Genomic DNA, 13,842 nt, shown 5'->3' with positions numbered 1-13,842 from the left:
GCAGGCCGACATGGCCACGGAGAAGCTGAAGGCGTTCGCCCAGCCGCAGCGCCTCATGGTGCTGTCGCTGCTGCTGTCGCGCGGCGAGCAATCGGTGTCGGCGATCGACGAGGCCACCGGCATCGGCCAGCCCGCGCTCAGCCAGCAACTTGGGGAGTTGCGCAAATCGGGCATGGTTTCGACGCGGCGGCAGGCCAAGCAGGTCTATTACAGCCTCGCCGACGATGCGACCGAGCTGTGCGTGCGCAGCATCGAGGCGGTGTTTGGCTCGGGCAATCCTGCTATGATCGCGCCCGGCTCGGGCGTAGTGGGTGATCGCGCTAGGTCCGTGAAGGGCGCTGCCGCCTTCGCGCGCATTCTCAACGTCTAGATCGATCGATCGAACCGGATTGCCGCGATCAAGCCGCCCGATGGCCGTTCGCGCAGATCGAGGCGCGCGCCGCAACTCTCCACCGCTGCCTCGACGATCGATAACCCCAAGCCGCTCCCGCTATTCTGCACACCGGCCCCGCGCTCGAAGCGGCGGCGCAGTCGATCCCGATCCTGCGGCGCGATGCCCGATCCGCGATCCATGACCAAGATTTCCATTGCTTTGCCGTTGGTCTCGCAGGCGATGACGACTTCGCCGCCCGGACCGGCGTGATGAAGGGCGTTCTCGACAAGATTCCCGATCGCCTGGCGCAAAGCCTCGGGCGCCATCGGCGCCGCGGCTCCTTCGCATGACGGCGCCACGACGATCCGCATATCACGCGCTGTCGCGACCGCACGATAGTCGTCGATCACCTCGGCCAGCACGGGGTCGAGGACGACCGGTTGAATCTGCGGCTCGCGCGCTCGTCCCTCCTCACCTGCGAGGCTGAGAAGCTGGCGCACCATGCGACTGGTGCGGTTCACCGATCGCGTGATCTGCTCCAGCGCATGGTCGCGCATGGCTGGGTCCGTTGCCCGCCGGGCGACCTCCGCTTGCGTCTTGAGCCCGGCCAAAGGCGTCTGCATTTCATGCGCGGCATTGGCGACAAAATCGCGTTCGGCCTGGCGGGCCGCTTCAAGCCGCCGCAGCAGGCCGTTCATTTCCTGCACGACGGGCCGCAATTCGCTAGGGCCGACGGTCTCATCCAGGGGCGTAAGGCTGCTCGGCGAGCGCGCCGCGATCGACCGGGCCAAGGCATCGAGCGGCCGAAGCCCGCGCCCAACCCCGAGCCAAAGGAGGACGCCGAGCCCGGCCAGGCCCACCAGCGCCGGCAGGAGCAGGCCGATCATCATGCCCGTCACGAGCCGTTGGCGCACACTGAGATTGTCGCCCACCATCACCCGCAGGCCGCGTTGCGCATCGACATGGGTATAGACCCGCCAATGCTGGTCCCCGATCTGACGCTCGGAAAATCCGGGTTGCCCCTGTGCGAGCGGCAGATCAGGCGCGCCGGCGGACTGGCCGATCAATTCACCACCCATCGACCAGATTTGGCACGAGAGCTGGCGCGTGTAGGCCGTGGGCGGGAGCCGCCTCGGTTCATCGACCATCGGCACGTCGAGCGCCGCCACCATGCGGGCGGCCTCGATAAGACGTCCATCCAGGACGCGTTGCACCTCCGCGCGCGTGGACAGCGCGGTCCAGGTGGCCGCGCCCGCCCAGACGATCATGGTGATCGCCGCCACCAACGCGAAAAGGCGGATACGCAGCGACATCATTGGCGGGCGATCCGATAGCCTTCGCCGCGAACGGTCTCGATCCGCTCGCGGCCGAGCTTGGCGCGCAGCTTGTGGATATGGACCTCCACGGCGTTGCTCTCTACCTCGTCCTGCCACCCGTAGATGCGATCCTCCAATTGGCCGCGCGAGAGAACGTGGCCGGGATGGCTCGCGAGTGCATGCAGGATCGCATATTCGCGCCGCGACAGCGCCACCTCCTCGCCGGCGACGGCGACGGTGCGGCAGGCTTCGTCGATCGTCAGGTCGCCCAGGCTGATCCCGTTCTCGGCCCGGCCGCTCGAGCGCCGCAGAAGTGCCCGCAGGCGTGCCGATAGCTCGCCAAGATCGAACGGCTTGCCAAGATAGTCGTCCGCCCCGCCATCGAGCCCGTCGATGCGGTCGCCGATGAGGTTGCGCGCGGTCAGAAGAAGGATGGGCGTCTTCACCCCGTCGCGCCGCCACTCCGTCAGGAGTTCGAGGCCCGAGCCATCCGGCAAGCCGATATCGAGGACGATGGCCGCATGATCCTGCGTCGCGACGGCGGCGCGCGCGTCGGTGCAGTTCACCACGCTGTCCACCTCGAACCCTTCGAGGCCCAGCCCGGCGGCAAGGCCGTCGCGCAGGATCTCGTCGTCTTCGATTACCAATATTCGCATCCCGCCGTCCTTACCGCACGAACTTATCCCAGCCTTAAGCGTGACCCTAAGCCTGCCTTAAGGTTCGCTGCACACGACATCCAGCATGGAAGGCGTGCTGCAACTGGGTCCGCTCATGATCGCGACCGACCGCATGATCGCGGTCGCGCTGCTTTGGGCGTTCCTCGGCGTCGGAGGATTTATCGCCGCGCGAACCGAAAGCCGGGCCGGGCGTGTTGCCTGGATCGCGGCTGCGGTCGGCATTGTAGCGGCGCGCGTCGGTTATGTCGCCGAGAACGCCCCTGCCTTCGCGATCGAGCCCTGGACCGTGCTCGCGCTATGGCAGGGCGGTTTCTCGCTGTGGCCCGGCGTCCTTGCAACCGCTGTGGTGATCGTCATGCTGCTCGGCCGTCAGCGCGCAACCGCCGGGCTGGTCGCATCCCTGGCCGTGCTGGTCTCCGCGCAGATTGCCGCAACCGCGCTGCTGGCTCCGCAGCCGCGACCATTGCCGAGCGGCCCGATCCTAGCAGACATGGCGCAGCGCCCAATCCCGATCGAGAGCCTGCGCGGACAACCCTTTGTCGTCAATCTATGGGCGACCTGGTGCCCGCCCTGCCGGCGCGAAATGCCGATGATGATCGACGTGGCCGCCGGCTCGGATATTCCCATTCTCCTCGTCAACCAGGGCGAGGATGTGAGCCGGGTGCGCGACTATCTCGCGCGGGAGGGCTTGGCGGATACCTCAATCCGGCTCGATCCGCTCGGCGCTCTGGGCGAGGCGATCGGAACGCGGGCGATGCCCACCACCCTGTTCATCGACGCCGACGGGCGCATCCGGCGCACGCACACCGGCGAGATATCCCGCGCAGCCTTGCTGGCGGCGCTTCGAGACCTTGAGAGGATGACGTCATGAAAAAGAAGATGTCGATCGCAGCCGTGCTGGTTGCGGCGCTGGTTCTGGTGGGCCTGCTCGCGATGCGTGGCGGCAACGGCGCCGATGCGCGGGCTCAGTCGATCGCGGAAGCTGGCGGCACCACTCCTTCCGCCGAGGCGCTGCGCATCCGCGAGGAGATTCAGAACGATCCTGTCGCGCCAACGGTCGCACCCGAAGGTTACGACGTGACCATCGTTTTCTTCACCGATTACCAATGTCCCTATTGTCGCCGAATGCACCCCGTGCTCGACGCGCTGATGCGAGAGGACAACAAGGTCCGGCTCGTCTATCGCGACTGGCCGATCTTCGGCGCCGCCAGCACCGAGGCGGCTCGCGCGGCGATCGCGGCGCAGTATCAGGGCAAGCACGCTGAGTTCAATGCTGCCCTTATGCAGACCGAAGGCCGCCTGTCATCCCAGAACATCCGGGCGGCGGCGGATCGAGCCGGTGTAGATTGGAACCGGCTCCAAGCCGATCTGGATCAACATGGGTCCGAGATTGGTCAGGCGCTCGGCCGCACGAGCCGCTTCGCAGCGATGGCCGGTCTTTCCGGCACGCCCGGCTTGATGGTGGGACCTTATCTGCTGCCGGGCGCGGTCGATCTAGCGACCCTTCGGCAAGCGGTCGCACTTGCTCGGGAGGGCGATTAGGCGGTCAACAAATGTCGCAAAGCCGTGCAAGGTTGTGATTGAACTACGCCAGCTCCGCTATCTGATAGCGGCCGCCGAAGCGGGCAGCTTCAGCCGCGCGGCACGCAACCTCAATATTAAACAAGCGACACTTAGCCGGCACATTCTCGATGTCGAGAAACGGCTAGGCATGGCACTGTTCGACCGCAGGACGCGTGGCGCCACGCTCACAAAAGACGGCGAGACGTATCTTTACACGGCGCAGCGAATTGTGGGCGAGTGGGAAGAATTAAACGCCTGGGTTCGCTCGACGCGTAATGGTGAGGCCGGCAGGCTGGCGGTGGGCTTTTACACATCGTTTTCAGCCGGGAATTTGCGCGCCACACTCAGCGAGTTCGGCGAACGCAATCCAAACGTGAAGCTGCGCGGGTTCGAGCGCGACCGGAAAATGTTGCTGGCCGGGATCGAAAACGGGGTGCTCGACATCGCGATTATGATTGGCGAGTCCCGTTGCCCAGGGCTGGTGAACCGCTCGTTCTGGAGCGAACGAATAATGGTGGCCATGCGAGAAGACCATCGCCTTGCCGCCCGTGAAAACATCCACTGGGCCGACCTTATCGGTGAACGCTTCCTGCTGACGCAGCGAGATCCCGGTCCAGAAAGCCGCAACATGATCTTGAGTAAGCTCGGGATACCAAGCCATTCACCCGAGATCGACATGGAGGATATTGGGCGCGATACTGTTCTAAGTGTTGTCGGGCTTGGTGTGCATATCTCGATCGTCGCGGAATCTGCGCTCGGTATTCACGTTCCCGGCGTGATCTTCCGCGAGGTCCACGAGACCAACGGCCACACGCGGATCGGCTTCTCCGGCTATTGGCGTGAGGACAATGAAAATCCGGTGCTGCGCCGGTTTCTTGAGTTCGTCACCGCCCGCTATTCGATGCCGTCGGTGCCTAGGCCACAGCCATCTTCTCAGCAACCGGGAAAGGAGCCGTCATGACGCAAGGAAAGACACTCATCATCGTGCTGGTCACGCTCATCATCGGGTTCGGGGCGGGCTTCGTCCTCCGCCCGATCATCGTCCCCGTCGAGCGGACGGCGATCGTCGCCGGCCCGCCTGCCGCCGTCCCGGCGCCGGCTGAGCCGCGCGGGATGCAGTATTTCGCGGCGCATCTCGATGAAGCGCGGCAGGTCGTGGCGCAATGCGCGGAAGGAACGGCGCGCGGCGACGAGTGTGCCAACGCCGAGCAGGCCGTGATCGAGGCGGAAGGCCGGGAGCGTTTCAAGAAGTTCATGGGGAATTGAGGCGAGCGAACGCGGCCCTCATTTCCCCTGCGCGCGGTGCCGGCGAAAGGCCCGGTCGGTTTCCATGAACCGGGTGAGCATCGGCGCGACCAGCTTGTCGGGCGGGACCGGCGATCCCCCGGTCTCGGCCGCGAGCGCGGCGGCATAGGCTTGCAAGTCGCGATGCACGGCGGCGGGCAGCTCCACAGAGAGCTTGACCGGCCGATCGTCGGCCAGCGGCCCCAGCTTCAATTTGCTCATCGTGCGCCTCCAACCGGCTCCAATACGAGGTCGCGGGTCAGGACCACGCGCAGCGGATGCCCCGGCCGGATGGTGAGCGTCGGCTGCACATTCAATTGCCGCCGCACGATCTGCTGGCCGGTCTGGTTGATGGTGTCCTGCGAGCCGCGCCTGAGCGCGCGAGTCAGGTCGTCCTCGCTGTCCGCGCCCAGCTCGGCGCCGACGCCGAGCAGCGTCGAGACGGCGGCGGCTTTCAGGAGATTGCCCCAATGCTGGTTCACGCGGTCCTGTAGGCCAGCATAGCCGGCCGCGTCGGCACCGGGCTGGCGCTCGAGAACGATCGAGCGGCCGTCCGGCATGATAAGCCGATCCCAGGCGAGCAGCGCGCGGGTCTGTCCGGCGGCGATCTCGCTGTCATATTCGCCGATCAGCCGGGCGCCTTGCGGGATGAGCAGGATGCGGCCCGTAGGGCTGTCATAGACGTTGGCCGTCACCTGGGCGGTGATCTGCCCCGGAAGGTCCGAACGGATGCCGGTGATGAGCGCCGCCGGGATGATGCTGCCGGCCTGCACGATGTTGGGCGAGGCTGGCGCGGCCAGGCGCTCGACGCTCACCGTGCGCGCATTGGGCGCCTGGGCCATGAAGGCCCGCTTGGCGGCTTGGTCGCCCTGCGCGGCCGAGCCATCTGGTTGTCCTGGGGGCCGCGGAGCGGCGGCGTCCGGCGCTGCCATTGCGAAGTTCGGCAGGGACGGCATCGCAGCGGCCCCGGCGCTGCTGCCGCCGAGGAACACGCCGCTCATGCGCGCGGCGTCGCGTTCCTGCTGGGCGCGCTGGCGGGCGGCTTCCTCGGCCTGGGCGCGCGGATCGGGCCGGGCACCGACCGGCGGGACCGGGACATTCTCCCCGCGCTGCTGGGCGGAGACGATTGGGCCGCCGAGATCGCCGGGAAGCGGCGGGCCGAGTTTCGGCGCCTGGCTGTAGTCGCGCGGCCCGGAGGTGATGGTCTCGGACGTGGCGCGGCTGTCGGTGCTGTAGAGTTCCTTGGCCTCCTTCTCGCCCGGCGGCTTGAGCGCGTAGATCAGCGAGCCGCCGATGCCGAGGCCGGCGGCAACGCCCATGAGGGCCAGCGCCTTGCGCGAAAGCCGCATGACGCGGGGCGGGTCGCCCCGAAGCTGGAAGGCTTGAGGGTCGGCGCGCGGCGCTTGCGGTGCGGCCCCTTCGGGCGGGGTATTGCCGGCGGGATCGGTCACGGCCGCCCCCTGCGCCCGTCGTCACGCACGATGCGGACGCGCTGCTCGCTGCGCCGGTCGCCCAGGCGCAGCTCGGCGGCGGCGAACAGCCGGTCCACCACCATGTAGCGGCCCTGCACCCGGTAATTGACCAGCTCGGCATCGCCGGCCGCGCCGGTCACGAACAGCGGCGGGATCTCGCCCTGCGAGATCCCGGCCGGAAACTCGATGAACACCTGGGCGGAATCGTCGAAGGCGCGGACGGGCTTCCACGGCACGCGGTCGCCCTCGATCCGGTAGCGGAAATTGAGGGCGGCGAGGTCGATGCCGGCGGCGACGGGGGCCGAGACGGCAGCGGCGGCATTGGCGCTGCGTAGCGCGATGAGCTGGTCCTGCGGGTAGGTCCAGGAGACGGAGGCCATATAGGTCGAAGCTGTCGCGCGCAGTTCGATGTGATAGGTGCGCCGGTCGGTGTTGATGACCAGATTCGTGCCGATGTCGGGGCGGGTGGGCTTCACGAGAATATGCACGCGCGCGGTCTGCCCGCTGCCGCTCACCGTGTCGCCGATGATCCACCTGACCGTATCGCCGGCCGCGACCGGCCCCGGCCCCACAAGCTGCTCCCCTTCCTGCAAGGCGATGTCCGTCACCTGGCCGGGCGCGGTATAGACCTGATAGAGCGCGCCCTGCGTCCAGGGATATTGCTGGATGGCGTTCACATAACCGTCGCGGGTGGGCTGCACGCGGGCGGCCGCGTTCGCGGCCCCGACGCGGCGGCGCGGATCGGCGGGCTCGGACGTCGCCGTCCCGGCCGCGAGCGGCTTCAATTGGCCGGGGAGCGGCAAGGGTTCGGGGATCGTCACCACCTCGACGGCGCGCGGCGGCTGTGCGGCCGGCGTCGCCGCGATCTCGCGCGGCGGATCGTCGTAGGCGATGGCCGGCGGCTTTGCGGACGTGGTGGCGCAGCCGGCGAGCGCGGTTGCGGAAAGCAGCATTGCCGCGCTGGCGGCATGGTGGGCGGATTGCCAGGTCATTGCGACAACTCCTTGCTCCAGTTGAGGGCGTTGACGAACACGCCGAGCGGGTTCTTGCGCAGCGCGTCGGGCGTGCGCGGCGGTTGCACGACGATGGTGAGGATCGCCGACCAGTGTTCGGTGGTGGCGAGGCTCCCGTCCTGATAGCGCCGCTCGGTCCAGGCGACGCGGAAGCTGTCGGGCGAGGCGCGGATCACGCTGGAGACGTCCACCGCGACCTGCACCCGGCCGACATTGGCGAAGGGATCATTGGCGCGGGCGTAGTCATTGAGCGCCATCGCGCCCCGATCGGTCGTGAAGTCGTAGGCGCGCAGCCAGTTCTGGCGGACGATGACCGGATCGGCCGGGATCGCCCTGACCTGCTCGATGAAGCGGGCGAGATGGAACGCGATCTGCGGATCGGTCGGGCGATAGCTGGCCTCGGCTGGCGCGACGGCCTGCGCCTCGCCCAGTCGATCGACCTGGACAACCCAGGGGACGATGTGGCCGCGGGCGGATTGCCAGACGAGGCCGGCCGAGAGCCCACCGGACAGGGCAAGCGCGCCGAAGAAGGCGAGACGCCAGTTCTTCGCCTGCACGCGCGCCGAGCCGATGCGGTCGTCCCAGACCTGCGCGGCGCGCTGATAGGGTGTGGTGGGTTCGGGGGGCTGGCCGTAGCGAATGGTGGGGCGTCGGAACATGGAGGATCAGTCCTTCTCTTTGATGTCGGGACCGGCTCCGCCGCCGTGGCTGTCGCCAGCCTTCATGGTGTGGGCGAGGACGGTCGCGCCGTGGCTGACGGCCTGGCGGCGTTTAATCGCGGCCGCCCATGCGGGCTGGACGGACGTGCCGGCCGGCGCGGGACCGCCAGCGGTTGCGGCGGCCGGGGTGGCGGATGCGGGTCCGCCGGTGATCGTGCCGCCGGTGGCGGTGAATCCGGCGCGGGCGCCCGAGCGGAAATTGGCCTTCATCGCCGCGCCGCCCTTGGCGGCCGCCTTGCGCAAGGGCGAGAGGACGGCGCTCGCCGCGCTTCCCGCCGCCGCTTGGCCGACAGCGGCCATGCCGCCCGCGACAGCGCCGGCGCCGCTCTTGCCCAGCGACCCGAGGCTGTAGGCGCTGGTCGCACCGCCTGCCATCTGAGCGCCGCCACGCGCGGCGGCGCCGGTCATCCGGCCGGCCGCGCCGAGGGCGGAACCGGCGGCGCCGACGCCAAGCCGCGCCGCCGCCGCGCCGCCGACCAGCGCGCCGCCTGCGGCCAGCGCGGTGCCGGCCGCCGCGCCCGCGCCGAGTTGCGGGCCGCCCGAGACGATGCCGTTGGCGATCGAAGGGCCGAAGATCGACAGGCCCAGGAGCGACAGCGCGGCGAGCGCGATGGCCATGACCTGATTGATGTCGGGCGCGGGGCCGAGGGCCGCGCCGGTGAACTGGCTGAACAGGGTGGTGCCGATGCCGGTGATGACCGCGAGCACCAGCACCTTGATGCCGGTCGAGACGACATGGCCCAGCACCTTCTCGGCCATGAAGGCGGTCTTGTTGAAGAAGGCGAACGGCAGCAGGACGAACCCAGCCAACGTGACCAGCTTGAACTCAATCAGCGTGATGAAGACCTGCACGGCGATGATGAAGAAGGCGAGCACCACAATCACCCAGGCGAGCAGCAGCACGAGGATCAGCGCGAGGTTCGAGAACACGGCCCAAAGGCTGGAGAACTGCCCCGCCGCATCGAGCAGCGGCTTGGCCGCTTCGAGCCCCTTCGCCGCGATCGTGCCGGGCTTCATGAACTCGTCGATCGTCATGGCGCCGCCGCTGGCCTGGAGGCCGAGCCCGGCGAAGCTCTCGAACACGATGGTCGCGAGCAGCGCGAAATTGCCGATGATGAAGGCGAAGGTGCCGATGTAGAGCGTCTTCTTGACGAGGCGCTGAAGCACGTCCTCGTCCGCGCCCCAGGCCCAGAACAGGCCGGCGAGCGTCACGTCGATGGCGATCAGCGTGGTCGAGAGGAACGCGACCTCGCCGCCGAGCAGCCCGAATCCGCTGTCGATGTAGCCGGTGAAGACGTTGAGGAAATTGTCGATAACGCCGGTGTCGTTCATGGCCGGGCGCCTTCATCCGGCGCCATGTCGCCGCCGCGTTCCGTCGCAGGCGTGGACTCGTCCTGGCGGAAGAAGCGGCGGCGGTTGGCGGCCCAGGCCGCTTCGCAGCCGCTGTCCGGCATGGTCAGCGAGGCGCAGCGATCAAGCTCGCGGGCGAGCCTGGCCTGGCCTTCGTCAGCCGGCAGGACGAGCGGCGGCGCCGGCGCAGGCTCATCGGGCTGGACGGCGGCGACGATCGCCACCGTCATCATCAGCCCGGCCAGCGCCGCCACCCCTGCGATCTTCGCCGTGCGCGACATCGGGCGTCTCAGTTGCCCATGAAGCGGCGGAACCGCTCGCGCCCTTCGGCTTCCTCGGCCGCCTGGCGGGCGGATTGCAGCGCCTGCGCCCGGCCCTGCGCCGCGACGGCGGCGGTGAGGTCCGCGAGCTGCTGCGATTGCAGCGCAAGGAGCTGGTTGCCCGCCTGCGCCGCCTGGAGCGCGCCCGTCGCCGACTGGCTGGCCGAGACCAGGCTGTCCATCGTCGTGCGCGTGCCTTCGATGTTGCCGACGACGCCGGCCTGCACCTGCAAGGCATCCTGAAAGGCGCCGACGCTATCCTCCCAGCGGGCGTTCGCATTGGCGACCATCTGCGCGTGATCGCCGGTCAGCGCCGCGCCCCTGTAGCGGCCGCTGAACGCCTGCTGGATGTCCTGCACGTCGTAGGCGATGCGCTGCGCCTCGCTCAGAAGCTGCTGGGTGCGCTGCACCTGCTGCTGGAGCTGCTGGAGCGAGCTGAACGGCAGCGAGGTCAGGTTGCGCGCCTCGTTGATGAGGCTCGTCGCCTGGTTCTGGATTTGCTGGATCTGATTGTTGATCTGCTGGAGCGACCGCGCGGCGGTCAGCACGTTCTGCGCGTAGTTGGTCGGGTCATAGACGATGCCGCCGAACTGCGCGTAGGCCGGCATGGGCGCGATCATCGGCACGACGGCCGCGCTGGCGAGGACGCCGGCCAGGATGGCGCGGCGCAGGGGGAAGCGGGTCATAGAGGTAACTCCTGCTGGGGTTGGCGTGGGGGATCGGGGGGAAGAAGCTCGACAGCCCAGGCGCAGCCGCGATGGCGCAGCCATTCGGCCGCGAAGGCGGGCGCCCCGTGGGTTTCGATGATGTCGGCGATGGCGAGCTGGTCGGTTTTCGACGACGCGGCGGCGAAGGTCAGCGCGACCTCACCCAGCCCCAGCTCGAACAGGCGATTGCCGCGCCTGCTTTGACAGTAATAATCCCTCTTGGGCGTGGCCCGGCTGAGGATTTCGATCTGCCGGGCGTTGAGACCGAACCTCTCGTAGATGGCCGCGATCTGCGGCTCGGCCGCGCGCTCGTTCGGCAGGAAGATGCGCGTCGGGCAGCTCTCGATGATGGCCGGCGCGATGCTCGACGTCTCGATGTCGGCGAGGCTCTGCGTCGCGAAGACGACGCTGGCGTTGCGCTTGCGCAGGGTCTTCAGCCATTCGCGGAGCTGCGCGGCGAAGTCCGGACTGTCGAGGACCAGCCAGCCTTCGTCGATGATGATGAGCGTCGGCGAGCCGTCCAGCCGGCCCTCGATGCGGTGGAACAGATAGGAGAGCACCGCGGCCGCCGAGCCGGCCCCGACCAGCCCCTCGGTCTCGAACGCCTGCATGTCGGCTTCGCCCAGCCGCTCGGCCTCAGCGTCGAGCAGCCGACCCCACGGCCCGCCGATGCAATAGGGCGCGAGCGCCTGCTTGAGCTGCTGGCTCTGCAACAGGACCGCGAGCCCTGTCAGCGTGCGTTCCGGCATCGGCGCGCTGGCAAGCGAACCCAGCGCCGACCAGATATGCTCCTTGGCCTGGGGATCGACGGCGACGCCTTCGCTCGCGAGGATCGCCGCCAGCCATTCGGCGGCCCAGGCGCGTTCGGCCGGATCGTCGATGCGGGCGAGCGGCTGCAACTGGACGCCGCCGTCGCTGTCGTCGGAGAGCCCGCCGCCGAGATCCTGCCAGTCTCCGCCGGTCGCCAGCGCGGCGGCGCGAATCGAGCCGCCGAAGTCGAAGGCGAAGACCTGGGCCTTCTCGTAGCGGCGGAACTGCATCGCCATGAGGGCGAGCAGGACGGACTTGCCCGCGCCGGTCGGGCCGACGATCAGCGTGTGCCCGACATCGCTGCCGTCAGGGTGAAGGGAAAACCGGAACGGGGTCGAGCCTTCGGTCCTGCCGTAGAGCAAGGGGGGTTGTCCGAAGTGCTCGTCCCGTTCCGGCCCCGCCCATACCGCTGACAGGGGGATCAGGTGGGCGAGATTGATCGTGGAGATCGGGGGCTGGCGGACGTTGGCGTAGGTGTGACCGGGCAGAGACCCCAACCATGCCTCGATCGCGTTCATGCCCTCGGGGATGACGGTGAAGTCGCGGCCCTGAATGACCTTCTCGACCAGCCGCAGCTTCTCGGCGGCGATGGCGGGATCGCGATCCCATACCGTCACCGTCGCGGTGACGTAGGCCATGCCGGCATAGTCGGAGCCCAGCTCCTGTAGGGCGATGTCGGCGTCGGCGGCTTTGTTGGAGGCGTCGCTGTCGAGCAGCGTGGACGCCTCGTTGGTCATCACTTCCTTAAGGATCGCCGCGACCGATTTACGCTTGGCGAACCACTGGCGGCGGATGCGGGTCAGCAGCTTGGTCGCGTCGGTCTTGTCGAGCATGATCGCGCGGGTCGCCCAGCGATACTCGAAGGCGAGCCGGTTCAGCTCGTCGAGCAGGCCGGGAAAGGTGACGCTCGGGAATCCCGTGATCGTCAGCGTGCGCAGATGATGGTCGCCCAGGCGCGGTTCGAGCCCGCCGGTCAGCGGCTCGTCGGCGAGCAGCGCGTCCAGGTGCATCGGCGTCTCGGGGACACGCACCCGCTGGTGCCGGGTCGAGATGGTGCTGTGCAGGTAGGTCAGCGTCTCGCCGTCATCGAGCCAGCGGACCTCGGGCACGAAGCCTTCGACCAGATTGAGAACGCGGTCGCTGCGATCCGTGAAGCCCTTGAGCAGCTCCCACGGATCGACGCCGCTGGTGGACCGGCCCTCGTAGAGCCAGCCTTCGGCCCGCGCGGCTTCCTCGGCCGGCGGCATCCACAGCAGCGTCAGATAATAGGCGCTCTCGAAATGCGCGCCCTCCTCGCGGAACTGTTCGCGCCGCTCCATGTCCACGAGCGCCGAGACCGGATCGGGAAACTCCGATTCCGGGTAGTCGAGCGCGGGCGTGCGCTGCGCCTCGACGAAGATCGCCCAGCCCGAGCCCAGGCGGCGGAGCGCGTTGTTGAGCCGCGCCGTGGTGGCGACCAGCTCGGCGGGCGTGGCGCTGTCGAGATCGGGGCCGCGAAAGCGCGCTGTGCGCTGGAACGATCCGTCCTTGTTGAGAACGACGCCTTCGCCGACCAGCGCGGCCCAGGGCAGGAAGTCGGCCAGGTGGGAGGCGCGATTCCTGTATTCGCGCAGGCTCATCATGGCCGCATCCACGCCGGATAGCGGAGGTGGCGGCGGGCCACGTCCACGAACTGCGGATCGCGGCGCGCGGCCCATACCGAGAGCGCATGGCCGATGGCCCAGATGGCGAGACCGGCGATCCAGAGCCGCAGTCCGAGGCCGATCGCGCCCGCCAGCGTGCCGTTGACGATGGCTAGCGAGCGAGGGGCGCCGCCGAGCAGGATCGGCTCGGTCAGCGCCCGATGCACCGGGGCAAAGAAGCCCGCGATCGGCTCGACGGGATCGGCCGTGCTGGTCATGCGATCAGCGCCCCGCCGCCGAACGAGAAGAACGACAGGAAGAAGCTGGACGCGGCGAACGCGATCGACAGGCCGAAGACGATCTGGATGAGGCGGCGAAAGCCGCCGCTCGTATCGCCGAACGCCAGCGTCAGGCCGGTCACTATGATGATGATGACCGCGACAATCTTCGCCACCGGCCCTTCGATGCTTTCGAGAATCGACTGGAGCGGCGCTTCCCACGGCATCGACGAACCGCCCGCATGTGCGGGGAGCGCGTAGAGCAGGCCGGCGGCGGTGATCGCGGCGTGGCCCATGCGGTCGAGCATGGTGCCGCCGAGCAGGCGGCGCTTTGTAGC

The 13,842-nt window shown here is 68.4% G+C and carries 17 protein-coding genes; 5 read left to right on the top strand and 12 right to left on the bottom strand.

All coding sequences use genetic code 11. From position 1 onward, the window contains the following. Positions 1 to 10 precede the first annotated feature (10 nt). The gene (locus EDF69_RS03140) at positions 11 to 370 is read left to right on the top strand and encodes an ArsR/SmtB family transcription factor (protein WP_339537865.1); all 360 of its coding nucleotides are present in this window, start codon (positions 11 to 13) and stop codon (positions 368 to 370) included. On the opposite strand, the gene EDF69_RS03135 is transcribed toward EDF69_RS03140, so the two are convergent. Together EDF69_RS03135 and EDF69_RS03130 are read right to left on the bottom strand one after the other, a co-directional pair. Then, positions 367 to 1,689: an ATP-binding protein gene (locus EDF69_RS03135; RefSeq protein ID WP_132883909.1), complete on the bottom strand. Its 1,323-nt coding sequence runs from the start codon at positions 1,687 to 1,689 to the stop codon at positions 367 to 369. The two genes, EDF69_RS03140 and EDF69_RS03135, sit on opposite strands and share 4 nt — an antisense overlap. Beyond that, positions 1,686 to 2,345 (bottom strand): winged helix-turn-helix domain-containing protein, encoded by a 660-nt coding sequence (locus tag EDF69_RS03130; RefSeq protein ID WP_119081712.1) that lies wholly within the window; start codon positions 2,343 to 2,345, stop codon positions 1,686 to 1,688. The genes EDF69_RS03135 and EDF69_RS03130 overlap by 4 nt, the downstream gene beginning before the upstream one ends. Before the next feature lie 85 nt (positions 2,346 to 2,430). On the opposite strand from EDF69_RS03130, the gene EDF69_RS03125 reads away from it, so the two are divergent. The 4 genes from EDF69_RS03125 to EDF69_RS03110 are packed head-to-tail and all read left to right on the top strand — an operon-like array spanning position 2,431 to position 5,195. Next, positions 2,431 to 3,237, top strand: coding sequence for a TlpA family protein disulfide reductase (locus EDF69_RS03125; protein ID WP_231958862.1), 807 nt, complete (start codon positions 2,431 to 2,433; stop codon positions 3,235 to 3,237). Beyond that, complete coding sequence (locus EDF69_RS03120) at positions 3,234 to 3,908, top strand: DsbA family protein (protein WP_119081710.1); 675 nt, start codon at positions 3,234 to 3,236, stop codon at positions 3,906 to 3,908. The genes EDF69_RS03125 and EDF69_RS03120 overlap by 4 nt, the downstream gene beginning before the upstream one ends. A 34-nt stretch (positions 3,909 to 3,942) precedes the next feature. Continuing rightward, positions 3,943 to 4,890: a LysR family transcriptional regulator gene (locus tag EDF69_RS03115; RefSeq protein WP_119081709.1), complete on the top strand. Its 948-nt coding sequence runs from the start codon at positions 3,943 to 3,945 to the stop codon at positions 4,888 to 4,890. Continuing rightward, positions 4,887 to 5,195, top strand: coding sequence for a hypothetical protein (locus tag EDF69_RS03110; protein ID WP_119081707.1), 309 nt, complete (start codon positions 4,887 to 4,889; stop codon positions 5,193 to 5,195). The genes EDF69_RS03115 and EDF69_RS03110 overlap by 4 nt, the downstream gene beginning before the upstream one ends. 18 nt (positions 5,196 to 5,213) lie before the next feature. On the opposite strand, the gene EDF69_RS03105 is transcribed toward EDF69_RS03110, so the two are convergent. Genes EDF69_RS03105 through EDF69_RS03060 form a run of 10 tightly spaced genes read right to left on the bottom strand, consistent with a single transcriptional unit; the run spans position 5,214 to position 13,812 of the window. Beyond that, on the bottom strand, positions 5,214 to 5,435 hold the full coding sequence (locus EDF69_RS03105) for a DUF2274 domain-containing protein (protein WP_119081706.1): 222 nt from the start codon (positions 5,433 to 5,435) through the stop codon (positions 5,214 to 5,216). Further along, a complete protein-coding gene (locus EDF69_RS03100) occupies positions 5,432 to 6,664 on the bottom strand; it encodes a TrbI/VirB10 family protein (RefSeq protein WP_119081704.1) in 1,233 nt (410 codons plus the stop codon). The genes EDF69_RS03105 and EDF69_RS03100 overlap by 4 nt, the downstream gene beginning before the upstream one ends. Then, on the bottom strand, positions 6,661 to 7,677 hold the full coding sequence (gene trbG, locus EDF69_RS03095) for a P-type conjugative transfer protein TrbG (RefSeq protein ID WP_132883908.1): 1,017 nt from the start codon (positions 7,675 to 7,677) through the stop codon (positions 6,661 to 6,663). The genes EDF69_RS03100 and trbG overlap by 4 nt, the downstream gene beginning before the upstream one ends. Next, positions 7,674 to 8,357 carry a conjugal transfer protein TrbF gene (gene trbF / locus EDF69_RS03090; RefSeq protein ID WP_119081701.1) on the bottom strand — a complete coding sequence of 228 codons (684 nt, stop codon included), beginning with the start codon at positions 8,355 to 8,357 and terminating at the stop codon, positions 7,674 to 7,676. The genes trbG and trbF overlap by 4 nt, the downstream gene beginning before the upstream one ends. Positions 8,358 to 8,363: 6 nt before the next feature. Beyond that, on the bottom strand, positions 8,364 to 9,749 hold the full coding sequence (gene trbL / locus EDF69_RS03085; protein WP_119081699.1) for a P-type conjugative transfer protein TrbL: 1,386 nt from the start codon (positions 9,747 to 9,749) through the stop codon (positions 8,364 to 8,366). Then, positions 9,746 to 10,048: a putative entry exclusion protein TrbK-alt gene (gene trbK-alt / locus EDF69_RS03080; RefSeq protein ID WP_119081697.1), complete on the bottom strand. Its 303-nt coding sequence runs from the start codon at positions 10,046 to 10,048 to the stop codon at positions 9,746 to 9,748. The genes trbL and trbK-alt overlap by 4 nt, the downstream gene beginning before the upstream one ends. Before the next feature lie 8 nt (positions 10,049 to 10,056). Then, on the bottom strand, positions 10,057 to 10,773 hold the full coding sequence (gene trbJ / locus EDF69_RS03075) for a P-type conjugative transfer protein TrbJ (protein WP_119081696.1): 717 nt from the start codon (positions 10,771 to 10,773) through the stop codon (positions 10,057 to 10,059). Further along, complete coding sequence (gene trbE, locus EDF69_RS03070; RefSeq protein WP_119084401.1) at positions 10,770 to 13,226, bottom strand: conjugal transfer protein TrbE; 2,457 nt, start codon at positions 13,224 to 13,226, stop codon at positions 10,770 to 10,772. Before trbE ends, trbJ begins: the two co-directional genes overlap by 4 nt. After that, positions 13,223 to 13,504 carry a VirB3 family type IV secretion system protein gene (locus tag EDF69_RS03065; RefSeq protein ID WP_119081694.1) on the bottom strand — a complete coding sequence of 94 codons (282 nt, stop codon included), beginning with the start codon at positions 13,502 to 13,504 and terminating at the stop codon, positions 13,223 to 13,225. Before EDF69_RS03065 ends, trbE begins: the two co-directional genes overlap by 4 nt. Continuing rightward, positions 13,501 to 13,812: a TrbC/VirB2 family protein gene (locus EDF69_RS03060; protein ID WP_119084402.1), complete on the bottom strand. Its 312-nt coding sequence runs from the start codon at positions 13,810 to 13,812 to the stop codon at positions 13,501 to 13,503. Before EDF69_RS03060 ends, EDF69_RS03065 begins: the two co-directional genes overlap by 4 nt. Positions 13,813 to 13,842 lie beyond the last annotated feature (30 nt).

The sequence above is a fragment of the Sphingomonas sp. JUb134 genome, assembly GCF_004341505.2.
In the GTDB taxonomy this organism is placed as follows: domain Bacteria; phylum Pseudomonadota; class Alphaproteobacteria; order Sphingomonadales; family Sphingomonadaceae; genus Sphingomonas.
This window is presented reverse-complemented; position numbering and strand designations above follow the sequence as displayed.

Coding starts and splice junctions, on each gene's coding strand:
- trbJ (WP_119081696.1), bottom strand. CDS start 10,773: ATGACCCGCTTCCCCCTGCGCCGCGCCATCCTGGCCGGCGTCCTCGCC.
- EDF69_RS03110 (WP_119081707.1), top strand. CDS start 4,887: ATGACGCAAGGAAAGACACTCATCATCGTGCTGGTCACGCTCATCATC.
- trbG (WP_132883908.1), bottom strand. CDS start 7,677: ATGACCTGGCAATCCGCCCACCATGCCGCCAGCGCGGCAATGCTGCTT.
- EDF69_RS03065 (WP_119081694.1), bottom strand. CDS start 13,504: ATGACCAGCACGGCCGATCCCGTCGAGCCGATCGCGGGCTTCTTTGCC.
- EDF69_RS03060 (WP_119084402.1), bottom strand. CDS start 13,812: ATGCTCGACCGCATGGGCCACGCCGCGATCACCGCCGCCGGCCTGCTC.
- EDF69_RS03120 (WP_119081710.1), top strand. CDS start 3,234: ATGAAAAAGAAGATGTCGATCGCAGCCGTGCTGGTTGCGGCGCTGGTT.
- trbK-alt (WP_119081697.1), bottom strand. CDS start 10,048: ATGTCGCGCACGGCGAAGATCGCAGGGGTGGCGGCGCTGGCCGGGCTG.
- EDF69_RS03130 (WP_119081712.1), bottom strand. CDS start 2,345: ATGCGAATATTGGTAATCGAAGACGACGAGATCCTGCGCGACGGCCTT.
- EDF69_RS03125 (WP_231958862.1), top strand. CDS start 2,431: ATGGAAGGCGTGCTGCAACTGGGTCCGCTCATGATCGCGACCGACCGC.
- trbE (WP_119084401.1), bottom strand. CDS start 13,226: ATGATGAGCCTGCGCGAATACAGGAATCGCGCCTCCCACCTGGCCGAC.
- trbL (WP_119081699.1), bottom strand. CDS start 9,749: ATGAACGACACCGGCGTTATCGACAATTTCCTCAACGTCTTCACCGGC.
- EDF69_RS03140 (WP_339537865.1), top strand. CDS start 11: ATGGCCACGGAGAAGCTGAAGGCGTTCGCCCAGCCGCAGCGCCTCATG.
- trbF (WP_119081701.1), bottom strand. CDS start 8,357: ATGTTCCGACGCCCCACCATTCGCTACGGCCAGCCCCCCGAACCCACC.
- EDF69_RS03135 (WP_132883909.1), bottom strand. CDS start 1,689: ATGATGTCGCTGCGTATCCGCCTTTTCGCGTTGGTGGCGGCGATCACC.
- EDF69_RS03105 (WP_119081706.1), bottom strand. CDS start 5,435: ATGAGCAAATTGAAGCTGGGGCCGCTGGCCGACGATCGGCCGGTCAAG.